25 protein-coding genes are annotated in these 24,076 nt (G+C 61.6%); 17 read left to right on the top strand and 8 right to left on the bottom strand.

The features are described from left to right. Positions 1 to 44: 44 nt before the first annotated feature. Positions 45 to 854: an SDR family oxidoreductase gene (locus HU725_RS06115; RefSeq protein WP_060478822.1), complete on the bottom strand. Its 810-nt coding sequence runs from the start codon at positions 852 to 854 to the stop codon at positions 45 to 47. Positions 855 to 1,056: 202 nt separating this feature from the next. Here HU725_RS06115 and HU725_RS06110 point away from each other — a divergent pair, with 202 nt between their 5' ends. After that, complete coding sequence (locus tag HU725_RS06110; protein ID WP_081016659.1) at positions 1,057 to 1,209, top strand: DUF3309 family protein; 153 nt, start codon at positions 1,057 to 1,059, stop codon at positions 1,207 to 1,209. 53 nt (positions 1,210 to 1,262) lie between these two features. On the opposite strand, the gene HU725_RS06105 is transcribed toward HU725_RS06110, so the two are convergent. The 3 genes from HU725_RS06105 to HU725_RS06095 form a co-directional block, all read right to left on the bottom strand. After that, positions 1,263 to 2,927 (bottom strand): cation acetate symporter, encoded by a 1,665-nt coding sequence (locus HU725_RS06105; protein ID WP_060478821.1) that lies wholly within the window; start codon positions 2,925 to 2,927, stop codon positions 1,263 to 1,265. After that, the gene (locus tag HU725_RS06100; RefSeq protein WP_110639578.1) at positions 2,924 to 3,235 is read right to left on the bottom strand and encodes a DUF485 domain-containing protein; all 312 of its coding nucleotides are present in this window, start codon (positions 3,233 to 3,235) and stop codon (positions 2,924 to 2,926) included. The genes HU725_RS06105 and HU725_RS06100 overlap by 4 nt, the downstream gene beginning before the upstream one ends. 238 nt (positions 3,236 to 3,473) lie before the next feature. Continuing rightward, positions 3,474 to 4,334, bottom strand: coding sequence for a glycine betaine ABC transporter substrate-binding protein (locus tag HU725_RS06095; protein ID WP_186476551.1), 861 nt, complete (start codon positions 4,332 to 4,334; stop codon positions 3,474 to 3,476). Between the two features lie 196 nt (positions 4,335 to 4,530). On the opposite strand from HU725_RS06095, the gene HU725_RS06090 reads away from it, so the two are divergent. Continuing rightward, positions 4,531 to 6,096 (top strand): glycoside hydrolase family 17 protein, encoded by a 1,566-nt coding sequence (locus tag HU725_RS06090; protein WP_186476893.1) that lies wholly within the window; start codon positions 4,531 to 4,533, stop codon positions 6,094 to 6,096. A 49-nt stretch (positions 6,097 to 6,145) separates the two neighbouring features. Here the strand turns inward: HU725_RS06090 and HU725_RS06085 are convergent, their stop codons facing one another. Beyond that, positions 6,146 to 6,499 (bottom strand): hypothetical protein, encoded by a 354-nt coding sequence (locus HU725_RS06085; protein WP_186476550.1) that lies wholly within the window; start codon positions 6,497 to 6,499, stop codon positions 6,146 to 6,148. Positions 6,500 to 6,689: 190 nt separating this feature from the next. Between HU725_RS06085 and HU725_RS06080 the strand changes: the two genes are divergently transcribed. Together HU725_RS06080 and HU725_RS06075 are read left to right on the top strand one after the other, a co-directional pair. Then, positions 6,690 to 7,988 (top strand): alpha/beta fold hydrolase family protein, encoded by a 1,299-nt coding sequence (locus HU725_RS06080; RefSeq protein WP_186476549.1) that lies wholly within the window; start codon positions 6,690 to 6,692, stop codon positions 7,986 to 7,988. Further along, complete coding sequence (locus tag HU725_RS06075; protein WP_186476548.1) at positions 7,981 to 8,811, top strand: MlaA family lipoprotein; 831 nt, start codon at positions 7,981 to 7,983, stop codon at positions 8,809 to 8,811. The genes HU725_RS06080 and HU725_RS06075 overlap by 8 nt, the downstream gene beginning before the upstream one ends. Positions 8,812 to 8,914: 103 nt before the next feature. On the opposite strand, the gene HU725_RS06070 is transcribed toward HU725_RS06075, so the two are convergent. After that, on the bottom strand, positions 8,915 to 10,018 hold the full coding sequence (locus HU725_RS06070) for a patatin-like phospholipase family protein (protein ID WP_186476547.1): 1,104 nt from the start codon (positions 10,016 to 10,018) through the stop codon (positions 8,915 to 8,917). Between the two features lie 42 nt (positions 10,019 to 10,060). Continuing rightward, positions 10,061 to 10,996, bottom strand: coding sequence for a lipid A biosynthesis lauroyl acyltransferase (locus HU725_RS06065; protein ID WP_186476546.1), 936 nt, complete (start codon positions 10,994 to 10,996; stop codon positions 10,061 to 10,063). A gap of 111 nt (positions 10,997 to 11,107) precedes the next feature. Between HU725_RS06065 and minC the strand changes: the two genes are divergently transcribed. From minC to HU725_RS06030, 7 genes are all read left to right on the top strand, one after another. Continuing rightward, the gene (gene minC / locus HU725_RS06060) at positions 11,108 to 11,866 is read left to right on the top strand and encodes a septum site-determining protein MinC (protein ID WP_186476545.1); all 759 of its coding nucleotides are present in this window, start codon (positions 11,108 to 11,110) and stop codon (positions 11,864 to 11,866) included. A 100-nt stretch (positions 11,867 to 11,966) separates the two neighbouring features. Beyond that, on the top strand, positions 11,967 to 12,779 hold the full coding sequence (gene minD, locus HU725_RS06055; RefSeq protein ID WP_054893840.1) for a septum site-determining protein MinD: 813 nt from the start codon (positions 11,967 to 11,969) through the stop codon (positions 12,777 to 12,779). Between the two features lie 3 nt (positions 12,780 to 12,782). Then, positions 12,783 to 13,037: a cell division topological specificity factor MinE gene (gene minE, locus HU725_RS06050; protein ID WP_021782476.1), complete on the top strand. Its 255-nt coding sequence runs from the start codon at positions 12,783 to 12,785 to the stop codon at positions 13,035 to 13,037. Between the two features lie 151 nt (positions 13,038 to 13,188). Further along, complete coding sequence (locus tag HU725_RS06045; protein WP_186476544.1) at positions 13,189 to 13,824, top strand: RluA family pseudouridine synthase; 636 nt, start codon at positions 13,189 to 13,191, stop codon at positions 13,822 to 13,824. Between the two features lie 44 nt (positions 13,825 to 13,868). Beyond that, entirely contained in the window at positions 13,869 to 15,158 is a 1,290-nt protein-coding gene (locus tag HU725_RS06040; protein ID WP_060478810.1) for a M18 family aminopeptidase, read from the top strand. A gap of 221 nt (positions 15,159 to 15,379) precedes the next feature. Continuing rightward, on the top strand, positions 15,380 to 15,547 hold the full coding sequence (locus HU725_RS06035; protein ID WP_186476543.1) for a hypothetical protein: 168 nt from the start codon (positions 15,380 to 15,382) through the stop codon (positions 15,545 to 15,547). 44 nt (positions 15,548 to 15,591) lie between these two features. Further along, on the top strand, positions 15,592 to 17,745 hold the full coding sequence (locus tag HU725_RS06030; protein WP_060478809.1) for a mechanosensitive ion channel family protein: 2,154 nt from the start codon (positions 15,592 to 15,594) through the stop codon (positions 17,743 to 17,745). A 4-nt stretch (positions 17,746 to 17,749) separates the two neighbouring features. On the opposite strand, the gene HU725_RS06025 is transcribed toward HU725_RS06030, so the two are convergent. Beyond that, on the bottom strand, positions 17,750 to 18,463 hold the full coding sequence (locus tag HU725_RS06025; protein ID WP_186476542.1) for a UTRA domain-containing protein: 714 nt from the start codon (positions 18,461 to 18,463) through the stop codon (positions 17,750 to 17,752). Positions 18,464 to 18,780: 317 nt separating this feature from the next. On the opposite strand from HU725_RS06025, the gene HU725_RS06020 reads away from it, so the two are divergent. From HU725_RS06020 to HU725_RS05995, 6 genes are all read left to right on the top strand, one after another. Next, positions 18,781 to 19,845, top strand: coding sequence for an ABC transporter substrate-binding protein (locus HU725_RS06020; protein ID WP_186476541.1), 1,065 nt, complete (start codon positions 18,781 to 18,783; stop codon positions 19,843 to 19,845). An 88-nt stretch (positions 19,846 to 19,933) separates the two neighbouring features. Continuing rightward, the gene (locus tag HU725_RS06015; protein ID WP_186476540.1) at positions 19,934 to 20,740 is read left to right on the top strand and encodes an alkaline phosphatase family protein; all 807 of its coding nucleotides are present in this window, start codon (positions 19,934 to 19,936) and stop codon (positions 20,738 to 20,740) included. Further along, positions 20,737 to 21,576: an ABC transporter permease gene (locus HU725_RS06010; protein ID WP_186476539.1), complete on the top strand. Its 840-nt coding sequence runs from the start codon at positions 20,737 to 20,739 to the stop codon at positions 21,574 to 21,576. Before HU725_RS06015 ends, HU725_RS06010 begins: the two co-directional genes overlap by 4 nt. Then, complete coding sequence (locus HU725_RS06005; RefSeq protein WP_186476538.1) at positions 21,566 to 22,360, top strand: ABC transporter permease; 795 nt, start codon at positions 21,566 to 21,568, stop codon at positions 22,358 to 22,360. The genes HU725_RS06010 and HU725_RS06005 overlap by 11 nt, the downstream gene beginning before the upstream one ends. 1 nt (position 22,361) lies before the next feature. Then, positions 22,362 to 23,351, top strand: a complete 990-nt coding sequence (locus tag HU725_RS06000; protein WP_186476537.1) for an ABC transporter ATP-binding protein — start codon at positions 22,362 to 22,364, stop codon at positions 23,349 to 23,351. 14 nt (positions 23,352 to 23,365) lie between these two features. Then, on the top strand, positions 23,366 to 24,019 hold the full coding sequence (locus tag HU725_RS05995; RefSeq protein ID WP_060478802.1) for an HAD family hydrolase: 654 nt from the start codon (positions 23,366 to 23,368) through the stop codon (positions 24,017 to 24,019). Positions 24,020 to 24,076: the final 57 nt, after the last annotated feature.

Here is a 24,076-nt window from a genome sequence, read left to right as displayed (position 1 = left end):
GCCTACGCGCCGTTGTAATTTTTCCTACGGGCTGCGCTGGGCAATCACCGGGGTTGCGCCTTAGCTCGCATTTTTACCGCCATCTCGGCCATCTCATCGTATAACCGCTCTGGCGCCTTACGCTTGAGCTCCCAGGCCAGGCGCCCGGCTTCATGGGGCAGAATCAGAAACTCGCCGGCCGCGACCTGCTGGTGAATGTAGTCGGCAATATCCACCGCGCTGATCGGGGAGCCTTCCAGCAATTTGCCGACCTGCACTTTCATCGCCGGGTTCGGGCCTCGGAAGGAGTCGAGCAGGTTGGTCTGGAAGAACGACGGGCAAACCACGTGCACAGCCACTTCGAGCTGGCGCAGCTCCACCAGCAGGCTCTCCGACAACGCCAGCACCCCCGCCTTGGCAACGTTGTAGTTGCTCATGCCCGGCCCCTGCATCAATGCCGCCATCGAGGCGACGTTGATGATGCGCCCTTTGCTGCGCTCCAGTTGCGGCAGGAACGCCTTGCACCCCTTGACCACGCCCATCAGGTTGACTGCGAGCTGCCAGTCCCAGTCTTCCAGGGACAGCTCGGCGAAAAAACCACCTGAGGCGACGCCGGCATTGTTGACGATCACATCGATGCCTGCGAAACGCTCTTCGCAGGCCTGGGCCAAGGCGGTCAGCTGGCTGTAATCGCGAACATCGCAGCGCTGGACGAAGCCATCGCCGCCTGCCGCCCGTACCCCCTCCAGGGTTTCGCGCAGGCCCGCTTCGTTGACATCAGCCAGCGCCAAGCGCCAGCCCTCCCGGGCCCAACGCAGGGCGATCTCCCGGCCAAGGCCGGAACCTGCGCCAGTGATCATGATGCGGTTTTGCATAGTGGCACGCCTTGTTCTGACGGGTTGTGTCAGGAGTCTAATCAAGGCCTTGGTCCACAGCAGGGTTAATCAGGATAGTGAATGGGCGAACATGACTGCATGGTGCTCAAGCAAATGGAATCTTTCACAAGCGGCAACGGTCGGAATTACAAGAGGCCGGCAGTGTGAGGCCCTTGACCCCTAAACACACAAGGATTTCTTCATGACCACGATTCTGATCATCATCCTGATCCTGTTGTTGATTGGCGGCTTACCGGTCTTCCCCCACTCGCGCAGCTGGGGCTACGGCCCGTCGGGCATCATCGGCGTGGTGCTGGTGGTACTGCTGGTGTTGCTGCTATTGGGCAGAATCTAGCCGGCACGCAAAAAAAACCGCGCCTAGGCGCGGTTTTTTTTTTGCGTTATGAATCAGTGCGAAACGGCGCCGGAAGCCCCAAGGCCAGTCTGCGAGCGAACGAACTGTGGGAAGAACTTGGCACGTTCGTCATCCGCGGCTTTGGAGGTATCGGTGATCGAGAAGAACCAGATACCGACGAAGGCAATCAGCATCGAGAACAGCGCTGGGTACTCGTACGGATAGATGGCTTTTTCATGACCGAGGATCTGCACCCAGATGGTCGGGCCCAGGATCATCAGCGTCACCGCGCTCACCAACCCCAACCAGCCGCCAATCATGGCACCGCGGGTGGTCAGCTTCTTCCAGTACATCGAAAGCAGCAGCACCGGGAAGTTGCAGCTGGCAGCGATGGAGAATGCCAGGCCAACCATGAAGGCGATGTTCTGCTTCTCGAACAGAATGCCCAAGCCAATCGCCAACACGCCAAGGGCCACGGTGGTGATCTTTGACACCCGAATTTCATCCTTGTCGTTGGCCTTGCCTTTACGCCAGACGCTGGCATACAGGTCGTGGGACACTGCCGATGCACCGGCCAGGGTCAGGCCGGCCACCACCGCCAGGATGGTGGCGAAGGCCACGGCCGAGATGAACCCGAGGAACACGCTGCCACCCACGGCATCGGCCAGGTGCACCGCGGCCATGTTGTTGCCGCCGATCAGGGCGCCTGCAGCGTCCTTGAATTCAGGGTTGGTGCTGACCAGCAGAATGGCGCCAAAGCCAATGATGAAGGTCAGGATGTAGAAGTAACCGATGAAGCCGGTGGCATACAGCACACTCTTGCGCGCTTCTTTGGCGTCACTGACGGTGAAAAAGCGCATCAGGATATGCGGCAGGCCGGCAGTACCGAACATCAGGGCAAGGCCCAGCGAGAACGCCGAGATGGGGTCTTTCACCAGCCCGCCAGGGCTCATGATCGCCTCGCCTTTGGCATGGACCTTGATCGCTTCGGAGAACAGCGTGTTGAAGTCGAAGCCCACATGCTTCATCACCATCAACGCCATGAAGCTGGCACCGGACAACAGCAGCACAGCCTTGATGATTTGTACCCAAGTGGTTGCCAGCATGCCGCCGAACAGCACGTACAGGCACATCAGGATACCCACAAGGATCACCGCAACGTGATAGTCCAGGCCGAACAGCAGTTCGATCAGCTTGCCCGCGCCAACCATTTGCGCGATCAGGTAGAACGCGACCACTACCAGCGAACCAGACGCCGACAGGGTACGGATCTGCTTCTGCCCCAGGCGGTATGAGGCGACGTCGGCGAAGGTGTACTTGCCAAGGTTACGCAGGCGTTCGGCGATCAGGAACAGGATGATCGGCCAGCCGACCAAAAAGCCGATCGAGTAGATCAGGCCGTCGTAGCCGGAGGTGAACACCAGGGCCGAAATACCCAGGAACGAGGCGGCCGACATGTAGTCGCCGGCAATCGCCAGGCCGTTCTGGAAACCCGTGATCTTGCCACCAGCTGCATAGTAGTCCGCCGCCGATTTGTTGCGCTTGGAGGCCCAGTAGGTGATGCCGAGGGTGAAAGCAACGAAGGCCACGAACATGGCGATCGCCGGTACGTTCAGCGGTTGTTTCTGCACCTCGCCGGTCAGGGCATCGGCGGCCCACACGGCGGGTGCGAAGGCTCCGCAGGCCAGTACGGCCAGGGCTTTGGCGTGGCGAATCATTGTTGCGCCTCCTTCAGGATGGCCTTGTTCAGCTCATCGAACTCGCCGTTTGCGCGGCGAACGTAGATGGCGGTCAGGACGAATGCCGAAACGATCAGGCCCACGCCAAGGGGAATGCCCCAGGTGATGGATGAATCAGGGCTGAGCTTGGTACCCAGAATCTGGGGGCCGTAGGCAATCAGGAGGATGAAGGCGCAGTAGAGGCCGAGCATGATCGCCGAAAGAATCCAGGCGAACCGCTCACGTTTGCTGACCAGCTCCTTGAAGCGGGGGCTGTTTTGAATCGAAAGGTAAATGCTGTCGTTCATTGTTTTTGTCCTAGCAGCACGAGTAGGGGAAACCCACACCCTTACTTTATGCGGCTAGCGAACACCAACCAGACGACCTTAGTCTTAGATGCAACGGTGTTTTACCGATTGCGTAACAAACTTTTGGGTGGGAGGGTGAGTGCTTGGCTTGGGATGCGCGGTGGCGCGCAAATCGAGCGCCGCGCGGGCGGCGCTCGATCTCACAGGCGCTGAAACACCACCGCCGAGCACCAGGCAATTACTTGCCTGTCCACTCCTCCACACGCTCAGGGTGCTTGGCAACCCAATCCTTGGCGGCAGCATCAGGCTTGGCACCTTCCTGGATGGCCAGCATCACTTCGCCGATCTCATCCTTGGACTGCCAGCTGAATTTCTTCAGAAATTCTGCAACTTCCGGCGCCTTGGTCGCCAGTTCCTTGCTGCCGATGCTGTTGACCGTCTCAGACGCGCCATACACGCCCTTCGGGTCTTCGAGGAACTTCAGCTTCCACTTGGCGAACATCCAGTGCGGCACCCAACCGGTAACTGCAATCGGCTGCTGCTTGGCATAGGCGCGGCCCAGCTCGGCGGTCATCGCCGCACCAGAGCTGGCCTGCAGCTTGTAGCCAGTGAGGTCGTAATCCTTGATAGCCTGCTCGGTCTTGATCATCACCCCGGAGCCTGCATCGATACCGACGATCTTCTGCTTGAAGCCCTTGTCGTTCTTGAGGTCAGCAATGCTGACGTCCTTGACGTACTCAGGGACGATCAGGCCAATCTTGGCATCCTTGAAGTTCGGGCCGTAATCGACCACGTTGTCTTTGTTCTTGGCCCAGTATTCACCATGGGTGACCGGCAGCCAGGCCGAGAGCATGGCGTCGAGCTTGCCAGTGGCTACACCCTGCCACATGATGCCGGTGGCCACGGCCTGCAGCTTCACGTCGTAGCCGAGTTTCTGCTTGATCACTTCTGCGGCCACGTTGGTAGTCGCCACACTGTCAGCCCAACCATCCACGTAACCAATGCTTACTTCTTTGGCCATGGCCTGTGCAGCGCTCATGGCCAATACCAGGGCGCTACCCACACCCAGGAAACGGCGCATTATTGTAAAAGTAGCCATCAAAGCATCCCTCGTCAGGTCTTGGAGATTGCATCATCTTCCTGCAACAAAGCCGGACCTGCTCCCACTGCGACCTGTAACTGCCCCATATGCGACAGCACTGTGCCATTAGCGGCATAGAGTGACACGGCCCTGCGCGATCCTTGCATGCCAAAGCTTTGGCGCCGGGCTATCATCCTACGTTTTGCGCCTGATGATGGACCGCCCGATGCCCGTTGCTTCCCGCCTGCTGTGGCCGCTCTACCTGCTCGCTTGCCTGCTCGCCCTGCTTGGCCTTGGAGGGCTCTGGTATGGGCTGGGCAAGCCTGTGCTGCTGCCTGATGCGGCAAGCCCTACCCACAAACTGCAATGCGCGTCCTACACCCCGTTCGACAAGGACCAGTCGCCCTTCGACCAGCCTTTTCGCCTGCGCCCGGCGCGGATGGATGCCGACCTGGCGCTGCTGGCCGAGCGCTTTCGGTGCATCCGCACCTACTCGATGACCGGTCTTGAGGCAATCCCGGCGCTTGCTCGCAAGCATGGGCTGAAAGTGATGCTCGGGGCCTGGGTCAACGCCAACCCTGGCGACACCGACAAAGAGGTGAACGCGCTGATCAGCGCCGCCAATGCCAACCCGGATGTGGTCAGCGCAGTGATCGTGGGCAACGAGACGCTGCTACGCAAGGAAGTCACTGGCGAGCGTCTGGCCGCATTGATCGAGCGGGTAAAAAGCCAGGTCAAGGTACCAGTCACCTATGCCGATGTCTGGGAGTTCTGGCTGCAGCACCCGCAGGTAGCCCCGGCGGTAGACTTTTTGACCATTCACCTGTTGCCGTACTGGGAAGATGACCCCCGCGGTATCGACGATGCCCTTGCCCATGTTGCCGAGGTGCGGCGGGTATTCGGCCAGCGCTTTGCGCCTAAAGACATTTTCATCGGCGAAACCGGCTGGCCCAGCGAAGGCCGCCAGCGCGAGACTGCCGTGCCGAGCCGGGTCAACGAGGCGCGCTTCATCCGTGGCTTCGTGAACATGGCCGAAGCCAATGGCTGGCACTACAACCTGATCGAAGCATTCGACCAGCCGTGGAAGCGTGCCAGCGAGGGCGCGGTGGGCGGCTATTGGGGGCTGTTCGATGCCGACCGGCAGGACAAGGGAGTGCTCGAGGGGCCGGTCAGCAATCTGCCGAACTGGCCGCAGTGGCTGCTGGCGAGCGGGTTGCTGGCAGCGCTGGCGTTGCTGATCGCAGGGCGCCCCGCTACTGCGCAGGCCGCCTTGCTGCTACCGCTGCTGGCAGGCGTAGGCGCGGGCTGCCTGGGGTTGTGGGGCGAGCTGATGCGCACCCATGCACGGTTCGCCGGGGAATGGGTTTGGGCAGTGCTGCTGGCTGCGTTGAACCTGGTGGTGCTGGCCCATGCAGTGCTGGCGCTGGCACGGCGCAGCGGATGGCGTGAACGGCTGTTCGCCTGGCTACAGGCACGGGCTGGCTGGCTGTTGCTGGCTGCCGGGTTCGCGGCGGCGGTGAGCATGCTGGCAATGGTGTTCGACCCGCGTTACCGCAGCTTCCCCACCGCAGCCTTGACGCTGCCGGCGCTGGTTTACCTATTCAGGCCGGTGCCTGTACGGCGAGCGGAAGTGGCGTTGCTGGCCTTCATCATTGGGGCTGGGGTGCTACCGCAACTGTATCGAGAAGGGCTGCAGAACCAGCAAGCCTGGGGTTGGGCGGTGGTCAGTGTATTGATGACAGCAGCCCTGTGGCGCTGCTTGCGTCTGCGCCAAGCTTGAGAAGGGGCTGGCGTCTTAGGGCGGGGTAGCACCGGCAACATACAGGCGTTTACCTGACCAACCGCAACCCCGCCAGCACCACAGCGAACACTGCAATGCTGGCGGTGTACAGCACCAATGCCGGTATCGCGAACACCAATGCCAGCACGGCCAGCCACCACCCGGCACGCCCGGCTACGAACTGGGCCACCAACGCCAGCCCTATCCCGCTCCACGCCAGCACCTGAAAGTGAATGGTCAAGCCAAGCAAGGCGCGCACCTGGCACTGCCAGTGGTCGCCTGGCCCGGCGCATAGGCCTACCCACTGCCCCGCTTCCATCAACTGGTAGCGCACGCCATAACTGGCGCTGAGCCAAAGGGCCAGAAACATTAGCGTTAGAGCGGCCGGCAGCGCTCGAGGCATGCTGTTCTCCAATACCCGTAATCGAAACCGTGAATGATCGCTTAAGACCTGCCTTAAGGCAAAATCGGCGACGCACCACTACATTTGCAGATAACCAGGGCACCAAAGGCCACCGCACTTGGCAACTTTGCCGAGGCCAGTGTGGTCATAGCCTGCGTACTGCACGAGCTTGAATCTTCTGGGGGAATACATGCTTCGATCTTGGCGCCTTGCCGCCCTTCTGGGTGGCCTATTAATGGCTGCTGCCGCTTCGGCGCGGGATATCGACGCCGCAAGCTACGGCTACCCCTTGACCAACCCATTCGAGGCGACCATCGCCACCACGCCGCCGGAGCAGCGCCCGACCCTGCCCAGCGACGATGACATCGACCAATCGGACTACAGCCTCACCTTGCGCCCGGAACGGGAGTTCACCCTGCCCGACAACTTCTGGGCGGTGAAAAAACTCAAGTATCGACTGGCGCGCCAGGACCACCGAGCGCCGCTGATCTTCCTCATTGCCGGCACCGGTGCGCCGTACTCCAGCACCATCAACGAATACCTCAAGAAGCTGTTCTACCAGGCCGGTTACCATGTGGTGCAACTGTCCTCGCCGACCAGCTACGACTTCATGAGCGCTGCATCGCGCTTTGCCACCCCCGGAATCAGCCAGGAAGATGCCGAGGACCTGTACCGGGTGATGCAGGCCGTGCGTGCCCAGCATCCGCGCCTGCCGGTCAGTGACTTTTACCTGACAGGCTACAGCCTAGGGGCGCTGGACGCGGCCTTCGTCAGCCGCCTCGACGAAACCCGCCGCAGTTTCAACTTCAAGCGCGTACTATTGTTGAACCCGCCCGTGAACCTGTACACCTCGATCAACAACCTCGACAAACTGGTGCAGACCCAAGTCAAGGGCATCAACCGCAGTACCACTTTTTATGAGCTGATGCTGACCAAGCTGACCCGCTACTTCCAGGACAAAGGTTACGTCGACCTCAACGATGCGCTGCTGTATGACTTCCAGCAATCCAAGCAGCATCTGTCCAACGAACAGATGGCCATGCTCATCGGCACCTCGTTCCGCTTCTCGGCAGCTGACATCGCCTTCACCTCCGACTTGATCAACCGCCGCGGTTTGATCATCCCGCCCAAGTACCCGATCACCGAGGGCAGCAGCCTGACGCCCTTCTTCAAGCGGGCCTTGCAATGCGACTTCGATTGCTACATGACCGAACAAGTGATCCCGATGTGGCGCGCCCGCACCGATGGCAACAGCATCCTGCAGCTGGTCAACCAGGTCAGCCTGTACGCGCTCGAAGACTACCTGCACAAGAGCGACAAGATCGCTGTGATGCACAACGCCGACGACCTGATCCTCGGCCCTGGGGACATCGGCTTTTTGCGTAAGGTGTTCGGTGATCGCCTGACCCTATACCCTCATGGCGGCCATTGCGGCAACCTCAATTACCGCGTCAACAGCGACGCCATGCTGGAGTTCTTCCGTGGCTAACAAATTTCTCCTTGCCAGCGCTCTATTGGTAGTCGCGGGTAGTGCCATTGCCGCTGAAACCGCGCCTCGGGCCAGTGTCGTCGAAGCCGATCCGCAAATTGCCGGGCCTGCGCCCCTGGCACCGGAATCCGACGGCTTTCTGGACCCACTGCGCGAGCTGAAATTCAACCCCGGGCTCGACCAGCGCGAGTTCGAACGCTCGACCCTGGAAGCATTGAACGTGTACGACCCACTGGAGTCGGTGAACCGGCGGATCTACCACTTCAACTACCGGCTTGACCAATGGGTGCTGCTGCCGCTGGTCAACGGTTACCAGTACGTCACACCCAGCTTCGTGCGCACCGGGGTAAGCAACTTCTTCAATAATCTGGGCGACGTGCCGAACCTGTTCAACAGCATTTTGCAGCTCAAGGCCAAGCGCTCGGCAGAAATCACCGCGCGGCTGATGTTCAACACCATCATTGGCGTTGGGGGCCTGTGGGACCCGGCAACCAGCATGGGCCTGCCGCGCCAGAGCGAGGACTTTGGTCAGACCCTGGGCTTCTACGGCGTACCGGAGGGGCCCTACCTGATGCTGCCACTGTTCGGCCCATCGAACCTGCGCGACACCGCCGGGCTGGCGGTGGACTACACCGGCGAGCAGGCCATCAACTACTTGAACGTGGCCGATGCCAGCAAGCGCTACCCGGAAATCTTCGCACTGCGCGTGGTGGACAAGCGCTACACCACCAAATTCCGCTACGGGCAGCTCAACTCGCCGTTCGAGTATGAAAAGGTACGCTATGTCTACACCCAGGCGCGCAAGCTGCAGATAGCCGAGTAGCCGACAGGCCGGGCAGGCATGGCGGCGCCAATACCGTCAAAGAGGTCGGCCGGCACAGGCGGCCTCAAAGGCCCAGGAACTGGCGCAACTCACGCTGTTTGGCCTACGCATCGCGCCGCCCCAGTTCGATCAGCTCGCTGCAGTAGCTGGCCTCGAACAGCAAATAACTCAGCACCCCGGCGCCGCTGGTGCGGGTAGCCCCCGGCCCACGCAGAAACAGGCGCAGCGCTGCCGGCAACTCGCTTCGGTGCCGTGCGGCAATCTCATCCAGTGGGTGACTCGGCGCGACCACCAGCACTTCGATCGGTGCCAACCCAAGACGCCGCGCGTCCAGGTGCGCGGGTAAGAGGCGCCCCAGGTGGTTCAGCCGCTGGAGCAGTTCGATATCGTCTTCGAGGCTGTCGATGAAGGTGCTGTTGAGCATGTGCGCGCCGATTTGCGCCAAACTCGGCTGCCGGCCGCTGTACGCGCGCGGGCTGGGTAGCGGGGCGGTCGGGCCCTGCGGGTTGCCACTCACGCCAACCACCAGTACCCGGCTGGCCCCTAAGTGCAGGGCTGGGCTGATAGGCGCGGATTGGCGCACTGCACCGTCGCCATAGAATTCCTCTCCTAGCCGCACCGGGGCGAACAGCAGCGGGATAGCAGCACTGGCTAGCAGGTGGTCGAGAGTCAGTGCCGTAGGCACCCCGATGCGGCGGTGTCGCAGCCAGGGCTCGATGGTGCCCCGGCCTTGATAGAAAGTCACAGCCTGCCCACTTTCATAACCAAACGCCGTCACTGCCACAGCCCGCAGTTGCTCGGCAGCGATGGCGTGGCCAATGCCATCAAGGTCCAGGTGTTCAGCCAACAATCCCCGTAACGGGCTACTGTCGAGCAAGGCCACCGGCACTTGGCTACCAATGCCCAGCAGGTTGTGGCTGACGAAGCGACTGGCCTGGCGTACTACGCCGGGCCAGTCGCTGCGGATCACCAGGTGGCTGCGAAAGTGCTGCCAGAAGCGGGTCAGGCGTTGGACCGCATCGCCAAAGTGAGTGGCGCCGCTGGCCAAGGTGACCGCGTTGATGGCGCCGGCCGAGGTGCCCACGATGACCGGGAACGGGTTACGTGCGCCCGGCGGCAGCAGCTCGGCGATCCCTGCCAGCACACCGACCTGATACGCGGCACGGGCGCCGCCGCCAGAAAGAATCAGGCCAGTGGTTGAGGTCATCGATGCCTCCCTGGATCAGTGGGTTTCAGGCTCCGAACAGGCTCAGCGCTGTTTTTTGTCATACAACCGCGGCTCACCCTCGGGCCGCGATTTGAAGCGCCGATGCGCCCACAGGTACTGCTCTGGGCACTCGCGCAGCACGCTTTCGACCCACTGGTTGATGCGCAGGCAATCGGCCTCTTCGCTTTCACCTGGGAACCCTTCGAGCGGTGGGTGGATAACCAGACGATAGCCGCTACCGTCTTCCAGCCGCCGCTGGGTGAACGGAATCACCTGTGCCTTGCCCAACCGGGCGAACTTGCTGGTGGCGGTGACCGTGGCTGCTGGGATACCGAACAGCGGCACGAAGATACTTTGCTTGGTGCCGTAATCCTGGTCCGGCGCGTACCAGATCGCCCGGCCCGAGCGCAGCAACTTGAGCATGCCACGCACGTCATCACGCTCCACTGCGAGCGAATCCTGATTGTGTCGCTCCCGGCCATTGCGCTGGATGAAGTCGAACAGCGGGTTGCCGTGCTCGCGATACATGCCGTCGATGGTATGGGCCTGGCCAAGCAGCGCGGCGCCGATTTCCAGGGTGGTGAAATGCACCGCCATGAGGATGGCGCCCTGCCCGGCCTGCTGCGCAGCCTGCAGGTGCTCGAGCCCCTCGATGTGGGCAAGACGCGCCAGGCGGGCTTTGGGCCACCACCAGCTCATGGCCATTTCGAAGAAGGCGATACCGGTGGATGCGAAATTGGCCTTGAGCAAACGCCGCCGTTCGTCGTCGGACAACGCCGGGAAGCACAGCTCCAGGTTGCGCGCTGCGATTCGCCGGCGCTCGCCAGCCACACGGTACATCAGCGCGCCCAAGGCACTGCCCAGCCATAGCAGGGCACGATAAGGCAACTGCACCACCAGCCACAGCAGACCCAGGCCAAGCCACAGGCCCCAGAAACGCGGGTGCAGAAAGTAGGGTCGAAAACGCGGGCGGTCCATTGAAGCTTCCGGTAAGACAAAGGCCGAGCATTCTACATCGGATCGCCACCGGTTGCGGCCAACCGGTCTTATCGCTATAAGTCAGGGCACTTTTTTCGCAACAAGCCGTCTATGCAGACCATGAGCCCAAACCAAACACCCGACACCGCCTCCGTGTTCCAGCTCAAGGGCAGCATGCTCGCCATCACCGTGCTGGAACTGGGGCGCAACGACCTCGAAGCCCTCGACCGCCAGTTGGCGGCAAAGGTGGCACTGGCCCCCAATTTCTTCAGCAATACACCGCTGGTGCTGGCGCTGGACAAGTTGCCGGCCGACGAAGGGGCGATCGACTTGCCCGGGCTGATGCGCATCTGCCGCCACCATGGCCTGCGCACCCTGGCCATCCGCGCCAGCCGCATCGAGGACATCGCCGCAGCGATCGCCATCGACCTGCCGGTGCTGCCGCCGTCCGGCGCCCGTGAGCGGCCGCTGGAACCTGAGCCTGAGGTGAAAAAAGCCGAACCTGCCCCGGCGCCGGCACCCGAACCCGAGCCGCAGGTACGCCCGACCCGCATCATCACCTCGCCAGTAAGAGGTGGTCAGCAGATCTACGCCCAGGGTGGCGACTTGATCGTCACCGCCTCGGTCAGCCCAGGTGCGGAACTTCTTGCCGATGGCAACATCCATGTGTACGGCGCGATGCGTGGCCGGGCATTGGCTGGCATCAAAGGCAACACCAGGGCACGTATCTTCTGCCAGCAGATGACCGCTGAAATGGTTTCGATCGCCGGCCAGTACAAAGTGTGCGAAGACCTGCGCCGCGACCCGTTGTGGGGCGCTGGCGTGCAAGTCAGCCTGTCCGGTGACGTGTTGAACATCACCCGTCTTTAACGGATACTTGCCGTCATTTTTAGAGCAACTTTTTTAACGGTTGCCATTATTTGCATTTTGCATGGGACATGCGTCCCAACTTATTTAGGGGTGAAACACCTTGGCCAAGATTCTCGTCGTTACTTCCGGCAAAGGGGGTGTGGGCAAGACCACCACCAGCGCCGCCATCGGCACCGGCCTCGCACTGCGCGGCCACAAGACGGTCATCGTCGACTTCGACGTGGGCCTGCGTAACCTCGACCTGATCATGGGCTGCGAGCGCCGCGTAGTGTACGACTTTGTCAACGTGGTCAACGGCGAGGCCAACCTGCAGCAGGCCCTGATCAAGGACAAGCGCCTCGAGAACCTGTTCGTGCTGGCTGCCAGCCAGACCCGCGACAAAGACGCGCTGACCCAGGAAGGCGTGGAAAAAGTGTTGATGGAACTGAAAGAACAGTTCGATTACGTGATCTGCGACTCCCCCGCCGGTATCGAAAAAGGCGCCCACCTGGCGATGTATTTCGCCGACGAAGCCATCGTCGTGACCAACCCTGAAGTTTCTTCGGTACGTGACTCCGATCGTATGCTGGGTATCCTGTCGAGCAAGTCGCGCCGCTCCGAGAACGGCGAAGAGCCGATCAAGGAACACTTGCTGATCACCCGCTACCACCCAGAGCGCGTCGAGAAAGGCGAAATGCTCAGCATCGCCGACGTCGAAGAAATCCTGGCGATCAAACTCAAGGGCGTGATCCCCGAGTCGCAAGCCGTTCTGAAGGCCTCCAACCAGGGTATCCCGGTGATCCTCGACGACCAGAGCGATGCCGGCCAGGCTTACAGCGACACGGTCGACCGCCTCCTGGGCAAAGAGAAACCCCTGCGTTTCATCGAAGTGCCGAAGCAAGGATTCTTCGCGCGCCTGTTTGGAGGCAAATAAACCATGAACCTTTTTGACTTCTTTCGTGGCAGACAGAAACAGTCCAGCGCGTCGGTAGCGAAAGAGCGTCTACAGATCATCGTGGCGCATGAGCGCGGCCAGCGCAGCGAGCCGGACTACCTGCCGGCGCTGCAGAAAGAACTGCTGGAAGTGATCCGCAAGTATGTGAACATCGGCAATGACGATGTGCATATCGAGCTGGAAAACCAAGGCAGCTGCTCGATTCTGGAGCTGAACATCACCTTGCCTGATCGCTGATTTGGCTTGAAGCTGGGGCCGCATTGCCGCCCTTTCGCGACCCAAGGCCGCTCCCACACAGGTTATGCAATGCCCTGTGGGAGCGGCCTTGTGTCGCCAAGGGCGGCAATGCGGCCCCGCTGTTTTTCCCTGATTTGACCGAGACCCTGCAATGCCGCTGTCGAACATCCAGATCCTCCATGAAGACGCCGCCATTCTGGTGATCAACAAGCCAACCCTGCTGTTGTCGGTGCCAGGCCGCGCCGAGGACAACAAGGACTGCCTGATCACTCGCCTGCAGCAAAACGGCTACCCGGACGCGCTGATCGTGCACCGCCTGGACTGGGAAACTTCCGGCATCATCCTGCTGGCGCGAGATGCCGACAGCCACCGCGAGCTGTCGCGACAGTTCCATGACCGCGAAACCGAAAAGGCCTATACCGCATTGTGCTGGGGCCAACCTGCGCTGGACAGCGGCAGCATCGACCTGCCGCTGCGCTACGACCCGCCTACCAAGCCGCGGCATGTCGTCGACCATGAGCAGGGCAAGCATGCGCTGACCTTCTGGCGTGTCGTGGAACGTTACCAGGATCACTGCCGGGTCGAGCTGACGCCGATCACTGGCCGCTCGCATCAGTTGCGCGTGCACATGCTTTCGATCGGCCACCCGCTGCTGGGCGACCGTCTCTACGCCAACCCGCAGGCGCTTGCAGCACATGAACGGCTGTGCCTGCATGCCTCGATGCTGAGCTTCACCCACCCAGTCAGCGGTGAGCGCTTGAAGTTCGAGTGCCCTGCCCCGTTCTGAAGTCAACTGCGTTAAACTCGCGCCACTGCTGTCTGGAGTGAGTTATGCGCGAAGCACTGAATACCGGCCTGATCGAATTCCTCAAGGCCTCCCCGACGCCTTTCCATGCCACCGCCAGCCTGGCCCAGCGCCTGGAGGCGGCCGGCTATCAGCGCCTGGACGAGCGTGACAGCTGGGCCACGGTGCCGGGCGGGCGCTATTACGTTACCCGCAACGACTCCTCGATCATCGCCATCAAGCTGGGCAAGCAGCCAGCGCTGCTCAATGGTATCCGCATGGTAGGCGCGCATACCGACAGCCCGTGCCTGCGGGTCAAGCCGCAGCCTGAGCTGCAACGCCAAGGCTTCCTGCAACTGGGCGTAGAGGTGTATGGCGGTGCGCTGCTGGCGCCGTGGTTCGACCGCGACCTGTCGCTGGCTGGGCGGGTCACCTTCCGCCGCGATGGCAAGGTCGAAAGCCAACTGATCGACTTCAAACTGCCGATAGCCGTCATCCCCAACCTGGCCATTCACCTGAACCGCACCGCCAACGAAGGCTGGCACATCAACCCACAGAACGAACTGCCGCCGATTCTGGCTCAGGTCGCCGGGGACGAACGCATCGACTTTCGCGCCGTGCTCACCGAACAGCTGGCTCGCGAGCACGAGCTCAATGCAGACGTGGTGCTCGATTACGAGCTGAGCTTCTACGACACCCAGGACGCCGCATTGATCGGCCTGCACGGCGACTTCATCGCCGGCGCCCGCCTGGACAACCTGCTGTCATGCTACGCCGGCCTACAGGCCCTGCTGGCGGCAGACAGCGATGAAACCTGTGTGCTGGTGTGCACCGACCATGAAGAAGTCGGCAGCTGCTCGGCCTGCGGCGCCGACGGCCCGATGCTCGAGCAGACCTTGCAGCGCTTGCTGCCGGACGGCGACGCCTATGTCCGTACGATTCAGCGCTCGCTGATGGTTTCGGCCGACAACGCCCACGGCGTGCACCCCAACTACGCCGACAAGCATGACGGCAACCACGGGCCCAAGCTCAATGCCGGCCCGGTGATCAAGGTCAACAACAACCAGCGCTACGCCACCAACAGCGAAACGGCCGGGTTCTTCCGTCACCTGTGCATGGCCGAGGAAGTGCCGGTGCAAAGCTTCGTGGTGCGCAGCGACATGGGCTGTGGTTCGACCATCGGGCCAATCGCAGCCAGCCACCTTGGCGTACGTACTGTGGATATCGGTTTGCCGACCTTCGCCATGCACTCGATCCGCGAACTGTGCGGTAGCCACGACCTGGCTCACTTGGTGAAGGTGTTGAGCGCGTTCTATCGTAGCCGCGAGTTGCCTTGACCCTGCGCAGGGCCCGCTGCAATCGCACCGGCGGGCCCTGTTGGCGAAGGGTCAGGCAAGGCGTCCAGGTTCAGGCGAACTGTGGGAGCCTGCTTGCGTGCTCGAACAATATTCACCAGCCATTCAGACCCTGCTGACACTCAGCCGGTAGGGCCATCTATCGCTCATGCGTCTGGACTATGCTCTAAGTACAGCCACGCGAACGCAGAAGGATTACTGCCATGTCCCCCTTCGTTTCACTATTCGTACCGGTATTTCTGTTTCTGATGCTGCTGACCATTGGCTTCAGCCTGCGCGAGCGCAATGCAGGGGTGGTGATGATGTGGATCGGCACCTTGGGCATCTTCGGCCTCACGTGTTGGACGATCCTGGAGAAACTGCCGGCATAAACCTCTACACTCGGGCAATCGTTTTACCTGAGGTAGATTTCCCGGTGCCAGCCTTCCTGCGTTGCCTAGCCCTGTTGCTATTCTTCTTCATTGCCCCGGCCCACGCCGCGGGCTTGCCCAGCCTGCTGGGCTCGAGCGCCCCCGCCCAGCCCGAAGCCACCGAGCCACTGGGCAAATCGTTGGACGAGGTGATCAAGAACCTTGAAAACGACCAACAACGCGCCAAGCTGCTGGCGGACCTGAAGAAACTGCGCGACGCCACTAAGCAGTCACAACCTAGCGTGGAACAGGGTGTTCTTGGCCTGATCGGCAGCGCCCTTGGTGACTTCGAAAAACAGTTCAGCGGCGACTCCAGCCCCTTCCATCGCTGGTCACAGGAAATCGAGCAAGCCCAGGCAGAGCTGGTCGAGCTGATCGTGCCGGTGCACCAGTGGCCGGCCATTCTGTTCGGCTTTGCTGCCGTGATCGCGGTCTGGAGCCTGCTGGCCTATGCCTTCAACTGGGTCGGCCACCGCGTGCGGGTGCGGTTCGGCCTCACCGAAGAGCTGCCGCAACACCCACGTACCTGGGACCTGGTGCGCTTCGCTTTGCGCAAGCTGGGACCCTGGCTGGTAGCCCTTATCTTCACGGTATACCTAAGCTTCGCCCTGCCGCCGTCGCTGGGTAAATCGCTGGCCATGGTGCTGGCCTATGCCTTGGTCGTGGGCACCTGCTTCTCGGCCATCTGCGTGATCGCTTTCTCGCTGCTCGACGGGCCCCACCGGCACCGCGCACTGCACATCCTGCGCCACCAGGCGTTTCGCCCGCTGTGGCTGATCGGCAGTTTCGCCGCCTTTGGCGAAGCCATGAGCGACCCACGCATGCTGGTCGCCCTGGGTACCCACCTGGCCCACGCTTTGGCAACCTTGGCCAACGTGATCGCAGCGCTGTCCTCGGGCCTGTTCATCCTGCGCTTTCGCAGGCCGATCGCTCACCTGATCCGCAACCAGCCGCTGAACCGGCGCCTGACCCGGCGCACCCTGAGCGACACCATTGAGATTCTCGGCAGCTTCTGGTTCGTGCCGGCTCTGATCCTGGTAGCCGTATCGCTATTCGCTACCTTCATCTCCGCAGGCGACACCAGCACGGCCTTGCGCCAGTCGCTGATGTGTACCGTACTGGTAGTGGTGTGCATGGTGCTCAACGGCCTGGTGCGTCGCCACGCGGCGAACCCCAAACGTGCCACCAAGCGCCAGGCGGTCTATGCCGAGCGCCTGCGCAATTTCGGCTACCTGCTGGTGCACTTGTTCATCTGGCTGATATTCATCGAGTTGGGGCTGCGCGTGTGGGGCCTGTCGATGATCGGTTTCGCCCAAGGCGACGGGCATGACGTAAGCGTGCGCCTGATGGGCCTGGCCGGCACTCTGATCGTCGCCTGGCTGGTGTGGATTCTCGCCGACACCGCCGTGCACCACGCCTTGGTGCGTTCGCGACGGGGCATGGCCAACGCCCGCGCGCAGACCATGATGCCGCTGATCCGCAACGTGATGTTCGTGGTGATCTTCATCATCGCGCTGATCGTCGCCCTGGCCAACATGGGCATGAACGTCACCCCGCTGCTGGCCGGTGCCGGTGTCATCGGCCTGGCCATCGGTTTTGGCGCGCAGTCGCTGGTGGCCGACCTGATCACCGGGTTGTTCATCATCATCGAAGACTCGCTGGCGATCGACGACTACGTCGATGTGGGTGGCCACTTGGGCACGGTGGAGGGCCTGACCATCCGCACCGTGCGCCTGCGTGACATCGACGGCATCGTGCATACCATTCCGTTCAGCGAGATCAAGAGCATCAAGAACTACTCCCGCGAGTTTGGCTATGCGATCTTCCGCGTGGCCATTCCCCACAGCATGAACATCGACCAGGCGATCACACTGATCCGTGAAGTTGGGCAGAAGCTGCGCAACGATCCACTGATGCGTCGCAATATCTGGTCGCCGCTGGAATTGCAGGGAGTGGAGAGTTTCGAGTCAGGCTCGGCAGTCTTGCGGGCACGTTTCAAGACCGCGCCGATCAAGCAGTGGGAAGTGTCGCGGGCGTTCAACCTGGCGCTCAAGCGCCAGCTCGATGAGGCCGGGCTGGATCTGGCTACCCCACGCCTGTCGGTGCAAGTCGTCACCGCAGGTGGCGGTGGCATGGCCGAAACCGGCGACCGCAGCTAGCGCCTCAACCGGCCTGGGCACGAATGCAGATCGCATCGTGCCGCCAATACTCCAGGTCACAGTCGATCAAGCGCCCATGCTGGTCGCTGTTGACCCGGGTGATGTGCAAGCCTGGGCTCCCCGCCGACACCCTCAATGCTCCGGCTGCGGCCACCGGCAGCGCAGTCGGCAGGATTTCGAAACATACCTGCCCATAGCGGATGCCGTAGACGCGCTCGTAGAGCTCGGTCAGCGAGTGCGCCAGTTCGTGCTCGAGTATGTCAGGGAAATAATTCGGGTTGAGGTAGTGCTCGGCATACAACACCGCCCGCCCATCGATGCGCCGCAAGCGGCAGATGCGCACCACGCTCGATAACGCTGGCAGCTGCAACCTTGCGCAGATCGCCGCAGACGCAGGTTGAAGGCGCGCCGAGAGCAACTCGGTACTCGCTACCCGCCCCTGGCTGCGCACCATCGCGTGAAAATGGCTACGCTCGATCAGGTCGTAGGTCAGCCGTTGCGCAGCGACGAACCAGCCGCGCCGCTCCTCCCGATAGATCAAGCCCAGCGCTTCGAGCTGCACCAACGCCTCGCGCAGGGTAATGCGGGTGGTGGCGAACACCTCACTGAGCTTGCGTTCGGCAGGTAGCTTCCCGCCCGGTGCCAACAGGCCGTGCTCGATCTGCTCCTGCAAGGCATGGCAGATAGCTGTTACCGCCCGTGGTGGCGTCGATTGCATCAAAAGGTTACCTATCTGGACTAGTCCAGCCCCATAACGGGGCCTTTGGAGAATAGTGCAAGCCTAGGCAGGGCTGATGAACATCCCATGACAAAGGCTGTGTCCAGCCATTGCCAGAAACGCGCCAAGCCAGCAAAACCACGGGCGGTGCTTGGTCTACGCTGTAGCTTCAGGGCGGGCGACGGCCCCGCCCTACATCAAACTGTCACGCAAACGGCCTACCTTGGCTCAAGCTTTGCTGACCTAGACCAACGGTCGGCATTAACCGCTTCACTCATAACAACGATCGCTTTAGGCACCCACCCAAGGAGCTTCGGATGAAAAAGTTGTTCATGGCGTCACTGCTTGGCTCGGCCATTACCCTGTGCACCTCGGCGATAGCCGCCGGCCCCGACCTCAAAGCCCTGGAAGATGCAGCCCGCAAGGAAGGCACAATCAACAGCGTGGGCATGCCCGATGCCTGGGCCAACTGGAAAGGCACCTGGGATGATCTGGCCAGCCAATACGGCCTCAAACACAGCGATACCGACATGAGTTCGGCACAGGAAATCGCCAAGTTCGAAGCCGAGAAAGACAACGCCAGTGCCGACATTGGCGATGTGGGTGCCGCCTTCGGCCCGATCGCCGCCGCCAAGGGCGTCACTGCGCCGTACAAGCCCAGTACCTGGGACCAGGTACCGGTGTGGGCCAAGGATCAGGACGGCCACTGGGCGCTGGCCTATACCGGCACCATCGCCTTCATCATCAACAAGGACCTTGTGAAGGAAGGCGATCGCCCGACCAGCTGGCACGACCTGGAAAAAGGCAAATACAAGGTCGCCATCGGTGACGTCAGCACGGCTGCGCAAGCTGCCAATGGCGTGCTGGCGGCGGCCATCGCCTACAAGGGTGACGAGAAGAACATCGAGCCGGGTCTGCAGTTGTTCACCAAGCTGGCCCAACAAAAGCGACTGTCGTTGGCCAACCCGACCATCCAGACCATCGAGAAAGGCGAGGTCGAAGTGGGCGTGGTTTGGGACTTCAACGGCCTGAGCTACCGAGAGCAGATCGACCCCAAGCGCTTCGAGGTGCTGATCCCCTCCGATGGCTCGGTGATCTCCGGCTACACCACCATCATCAACAAGTACGCCAAACACCCCAATGCCGCCAAACTCGCGCGTGAGTACATTTTCAGCGATGCCGGGCAGATCAACCTGGCCAAGGGGCACGCCAGGCCGATCCGTGCCGAGCACCTGAAGCTGCCAGAGGACGTGCAGGCCAAGCTGCTGCCTAACGAGCAATACAAGGCCGCCCAACCGATCAAGGATGCCGCTGCATGGGAAACGACTTCCAAGGCGCTGCCGCAGAAATGGCAGGAGCAAGTGATCATCGAGATGGACTGAGGCGCCGGCTTCTCTAGTGCCTGACCCGCCCCTTTCGCGGTGGTTCATCGAGTGCCGAACCACCGCGCAAAGCCTGATTGGAGTAAGCATGCAACACAACGTCATTCTGGTCCTGCTCGACGGCCTCAACTATCAGGTGGCCCACCATGCCATGGGCCACCTGCACGCCTACGTCGAGGCCGATCGCGCTGCGCTGTACCGCGTGGAATGCGAGCTGCCGTCGCTGTCCCGGCCGCTGTACGAGTGCATCCTCACGGGTGTGGCCCCCATCGACAGCGGCATCGTGCATAACAACGTCAACCGCCTGTCCAACCAGCGCAGCGTGTTCCATTATGCCCGGGAGGCCAACCTGGGCACCGCGGCGGCGGCCTATCACTGGGTGAGCGAGTTGTACAACCGCTCCCCTTTCGATCCACAGCGCGATCGACACACCCATGCGCCAAAGCTGCCGATCCAGCATGGGCTGTTTTACTGGGACGACCGCTACCCGGATTCGCACCTGCTGGCCGATGCCGAGTATTTGCGTCGCCGGCATGCGCCCAATTTTCTCCTGGTGCACCCTATGAGCATCGACGATGTCGGCCACCACCACGGCCTGGACAGCAGCCAGTACCGTAACGCCGCGCGCAGCGCGGACATCCTGCTGGCCGACTATTTGCCCGGCTGGCTGGAGGAGGGTTATCAGGTGATGGTCACCGCCGACCACGGCATGAACAATGACCGTTCGCACAACGGCCTGCTGGCTGAGGAACGTGAAGTACCGCTGTTCGTGTTCGGCGATGGCTTCAGCCTTGACCCGGCCGCCAAACCCCTGCAGACCGAGTTGTGCGGCACCATCTGCGAACTGCTGGGTGCGGCCCATGACAAGACCGTCTGCCGGGAGCTGCTCAAGTGAAGGCCGGCAATCGTAGCCGTTACCTGGCGCTGCTGTGTCTGCTGCCGTTCGCAGTGTTCTTCATCATCTTCCAGATCGCACCGCTCGCCTGGGTGGCCATCAACAGCCTGCAATCGCAAGCAGGCTGGGGCACGGAAAACTTCAGCAAGGTGTTCGCCTCGAAATTTTATTTGCAGGCCCTGCAGCGCAGCCTGGAGATCAGCTTCTGGTCCAGCCTGTTCGGCATCGTCATCGCAACCCTTGGCGCCTACTCGCTGCGCCAGGTCGACTCGAAGCTGCGCGACTTCGTCAGTGCCTTCGCCAACATGACCAGCAATTTCGCCGGGGTGCCGTTGGCATTCGCCTTCATCATCCTGCTCGGTTTCAACGGCGCGCTGACTCTGCTACTGAAACAGGTCGGCCTGCTGGAGGACTTCAGTATCTACTCCAAGAGCGGACTGATCCTGGTGTACACCTACTTCCAGATCCCCCTTGGCGTATTGCTGCTCTACCCCGCCTTCGACGCCTTGCGCGAGGACTGGCGTGAATCGGCGGCGCTGCTGGGGGCCAGCCACTGGCAGTTCTGGCGCCATATCGGCCTGCCGGTGCTGACCCCAGCGCTGCTCGGCACCTTCGTCATCCTGCTGGCCAACGCGCTGGGTGCATACGCCACCGTGTATGCCCTGACCACCGGCAACTTCAATGTGCTGCCAATCCGTATCGCCGGCCTGGTGGCCGGTGACATCAGCCTTGATCCGAACCTGGCCAGTGCCCTGGCGATGGTGCTGGTGGGCCTGATGACAGTGGTGACGGTGGTTCATCAATGGCTGCTCAAGAGGAGCTACCATGCGCGCTGAAAAATCATCTTCCGGGCTCTACCACCGGGTGGTGGTGTACTTGCTGTTCCTGATCTTGCTGCTGCCGCTGGCCGGTACGCTGTTGTATTCGCTGGCTACCAGCTGGTCGGCAAGCCTGTTGCCCAGCGGCCTTACCTTCAAATGGTACGTCGCACTGTGGAGCGAACCGCGCTTTCTGGCTGCATTCGGCCAGTCGCTGCTGGTCTGCGTGGGTGCACTGCTGCTCTCGGTGGTGCTGATCCTGCCGCTGTTGTTCGTGGTGCACTATCACTTCCCGAAACTTGACGCGCTGATGAACATCCTCATCCTGCTGCCCTTTGCCGTACCGCCAGTGGTGTCGTCGGTAGGCCTGCTGCAGCTTTACGGCAGTGGGCCCATGGCAATGGTTGGCACGCCGTGGATCCTGATCGGCTGCTACTTCACCATCGCCCTGCCATTCATGTACCGAGCCATCACCAACAACCTGCAGGCGATAAACCTGCGCGACCTGATGGATGCCGCCCAGCTACTCGGCGCCAGCACCTGGCAGGCCGCCATGCTGGTGGTACTGCCAAACCTGCGCAAAGGCCTGATGGTCGCCCTGCTGCTGTCGTTTTCATTCCTGTTCGGCGAGTTCGTGTTTGCCAACCTGTTGGTCGGCACTCGCTACGAAACCTTGCAGGTGTACCTGAACAACATGCGCAACAGCAGCGGGCACTTCAACAGCGCATTGGTGATCTCGTACTTCGCTTTCGTGCTGGTGCTGACCTGGGTCGCCAACCGCCTGAACAAGGACAAAACCTGACATGAGCTTCGTCAGCGTACAGAAATTGCAAAAAAGCTACGCCGGCAGCCCGGTGTTCGAGAACATCGACTGCCAGATCCAGCGGGGCGAGTTCGTCACCCTGCTGGGCCCCTCCGGTTGCGGCAAGTCCACCCTGCTGCGCTGCATCGCCGGGCTGACCCCGGTGGACGCTGGGCAGATCCTGCTGGACGGTGTCGATATCGTGCCCTTGAGCCCGCAAAAGCGCGGCATTGGCATGGTTTTCCAGAGCTATGCGCTGTTCCCCAACATGACCGTGGAACAGAACGTCGCGTTCGGCCTGCGCATGCAGAAGGTCAAGGCCGATGAAAGCCAGCAACGGGTGCACGAAGCCCTGGAACTGGTAGAGCTGGGCAGCTTCGCCGGGCGCTACCCGCATCAGCTGTCAGGCGGCCAGTGCCAGCGCGTGGCCCTGGCCCGCTCGCTGGTCACTCGCCCACGTCTGCTGCTGCTCGATGAGCCGTTGTCGGCGCTCGATGCACGCATCCGTAAACATCTGCGCGAGCAGATCCGGGCGATCCAGCGCGAGCTTGGCCTGACGACCATTTTCGTCACCCATGATCAGGAAGAAGCGCTGACCATGTCTGACCGGATCTTCCTCATGAACCAGGGCCGCATCGTCCAGAGCGGCGATGCCGAAACACTCTATACAGCGCCAGCGGACCTGTTCGCCGCAGGCTTTATCGGCAACTACAACCTGCTTGAGGCCGACAGCGCCAGCCGCCTGCTGCAGCGCACGGTGACCAGTCGCCTGGCGATCCGCCCGGAGTCGATCACCCTGGGTGCCCACGGTGAACTGGACGCCCAGGTGCGCAGTCACAGCTTGCTGGGCAACGTCATCCGCTATCGCGTAGAGGTGCGTGGGGTGGAACTGGTGGTCGATGTGCTCAACCGTTCGCCTGAAGACCTGCATACCGATGGCCAGCGGGTGTCCCTGTCGATCGACCCCACGGCGCTGCGTGAAGTGGCCTAAGGAGACTCAACACCATGGCACTGGCAATTTTCGATCTGGACGAAACCCTGATCAATGGCGACTGTGCGTCGCTGTGGAGCGAGCAGATGGCACGGCTGGGCTGGGTTGACGGCAAGGCCTTCCTGCGCCGCGACCATGAGCTGATGCAGGCTTACGGCAAAGGTCACCTGCAGATGGAAGACTATATGGCGTTCAGCCTGGAGCCCATCGCCGGGCGCACGCTGGAGGAAGTGGAGCACCTGGTTGAGCCGTGGGTCGAGGAGGTGATCGAACCGATCATCTACAGCGATGCGTGCCGTTGCATCGCCGAGCACCGCCAGCGCGGCGACCGGATTCTGATCATCTCGGCTTCTGGGACACACCTGGTCGGCCCTATCGCGGCGCGGCTAGGGGTGGATGAGTACTTGGCGATCGAGCTGGAGGCGGTGAACGGTGTATTCACCGGCAGGACCCATGGCGTGCTGACCTACCGCGAAGGCAAGATCACCCGGTTGCTGGAGTGGCTGGACCAGGAGCAGGAAAACCTAGAGGGCGCGAGTTTCTATTCCGACTCGCGCAACGACCTGCCGTTGTTACTGAAGGTCGATCATCCATATGCGGTGAACCCGGATGCGGTCTTGCGCGAGCACGCCCAGATAAATGGCTGGCCGATCTTGAACTGGAGCTGAAGCATTCAAAGGGCCGGCCCGGCCTGCTCGCGGGCGAACCCGCTGCCACCGGGCCAA

Origin of the sequence: Pseudomonas promysalinigenes (assembly GCF_014269025.2) — a bacterium.
Taxonomy (GTDB): Bacteria; Pseudomonadota; Gammaproteobacteria; order Pseudomonadales; family Pseudomonadaceae; genus Aquipseudomonas; species Aquipseudomonas promysalinigenes.
This window is presented reverse-complemented; position numbering and strand designations above follow the sequence as displayed.

Coding starts and splice junctions, on each gene's coding strand:
- HU725_RS06040 (WP_060478810.1), top strand. CDS start 13,869: ATGCGCGAAGCACTGAATACCGGCCTGATCGAATTCCTCAAGGCCTCC.
- HU725_RS06080 (WP_186476549.1), top strand. CDS start 6,690: ATGCTTCGATCTTGGCGCCTTGCCGCCCTTCTGGGTGGCCTATTAATG.
- HU725_RS06000 (WP_186476537.1), top strand. CDS start 22,362: ATGAGCTTCGTCAGCGTACAGAAATTGCAAAAAAGCTACGCCGGCAGC.
- HU725_RS06020 (WP_186476541.1), top strand. CDS start 18,781: ATGAAAAAGTTGTTCATGGCGTCACTGCTTGGCTCGGCCATTACCCTG.
- HU725_RS06085 (WP_186476550.1), bottom strand. CDS start 6,499: ATGCCTCGAGCGCTGCCGGCCGCTCTAACGCTAATGTTTCTGGCCCTT.
- HU725_RS06005 (WP_186476538.1), top strand. CDS start 21,566: ATGCGCGCTGAAAAATCATCTTCCGGGCTCTACCACCGGGTGGTGGTG.
- HU725_RS06105 (WP_060478821.1), bottom strand. CDS start 2,927: ATGATTCGCCACGCCAAAGCCCTGGCCGTACTGGCCTGCGGAGCCTTC.
- HU725_RS06015 (WP_186476540.1), top strand. CDS start 19,934: ATGCAACACAACGTCATTCTGGTCCTGCTCGACGGCCTCAACTATCAG.
- HU725_RS06070 (WP_186476547.1), bottom strand. CDS start 10,018: ATGACCTCAACCACTGGCCTGATTCTTTCTGGCGGCGGCGCCCGTGCC.
- HU725_RS06115 (WP_060478822.1), bottom strand. CDS start 854: ATGCAAAACCGCATCATGATCACTGGCGCAGGTTCCGGCCTTGGCCGG.
- HU725_RS06100 (WP_110639578.1), bottom strand. CDS start 3,235: ATGAACGACAGCATTTACCTTTCGATTCAAAACAGCCCCCGCTTCAAG.
- HU725_RS06045 (WP_186476544.1), top strand. CDS start 13,189: ATGCCGCTGTCGAACATCCAGATCCTCCATGAAGACGCCGCCATTCTG.
- HU725_RS05995 (WP_060478802.1), top strand. CDS start 23,366: ATGGCACTGGCAATTTTCGATCTGGACGAAACCCTGATCAATGGCGAC.
- HU725_RS06065 (WP_186476546.1), bottom strand. CDS start 10,996: ATGGACCGCCCGCGTTTTCGACCCTACTTTCTGCACCCGCGTTTCTGG.
- HU725_RS06025 (WP_186476542.1), bottom strand. CDS start 18,463: ATGCAATCGACGCCACCACGGGCGGTAACAGCTATCTGCCATGCCTTG.
- minC (WP_186476545.1), top strand. CDS start 11,108: ATGCAGACCATGAGCCCAAACCAAACACCCGACACCGCCTCCGTGTTC.
- HU725_RS06090 (WP_186476893.1), top strand. CDS start 4,531: ATGGACCGCCCGATGCCCGTTGCTTCCCGCCTGCTGTGGCCGCTCTAC.
- HU725_RS06095 (WP_186476551.1), bottom strand. CDS start 4,334: ATGGCTACTTTTACAATAATGCGCCGTTTCCTGGGTGTGGGTAGCGCC.
- HU725_RS06110 (WP_081016659.1), top strand. CDS start 1,057: ATGACCACGATTCTGATCATCATCCTGATCCTGTTGTTGATTGGCGGC.
- HU725_RS06035 (WP_186476543.1), top strand. CDS start 15,380: ATGTCCCCCTTCGTTTCACTATTCGTACCGGTATTTCTGTTTCTGATG.
- minE (WP_021782476.1), top strand. CDS start 12,783: ATGAACCTTTTTGACTTCTTTCGTGGCAGACAGAAACAGTCCAGCGCG.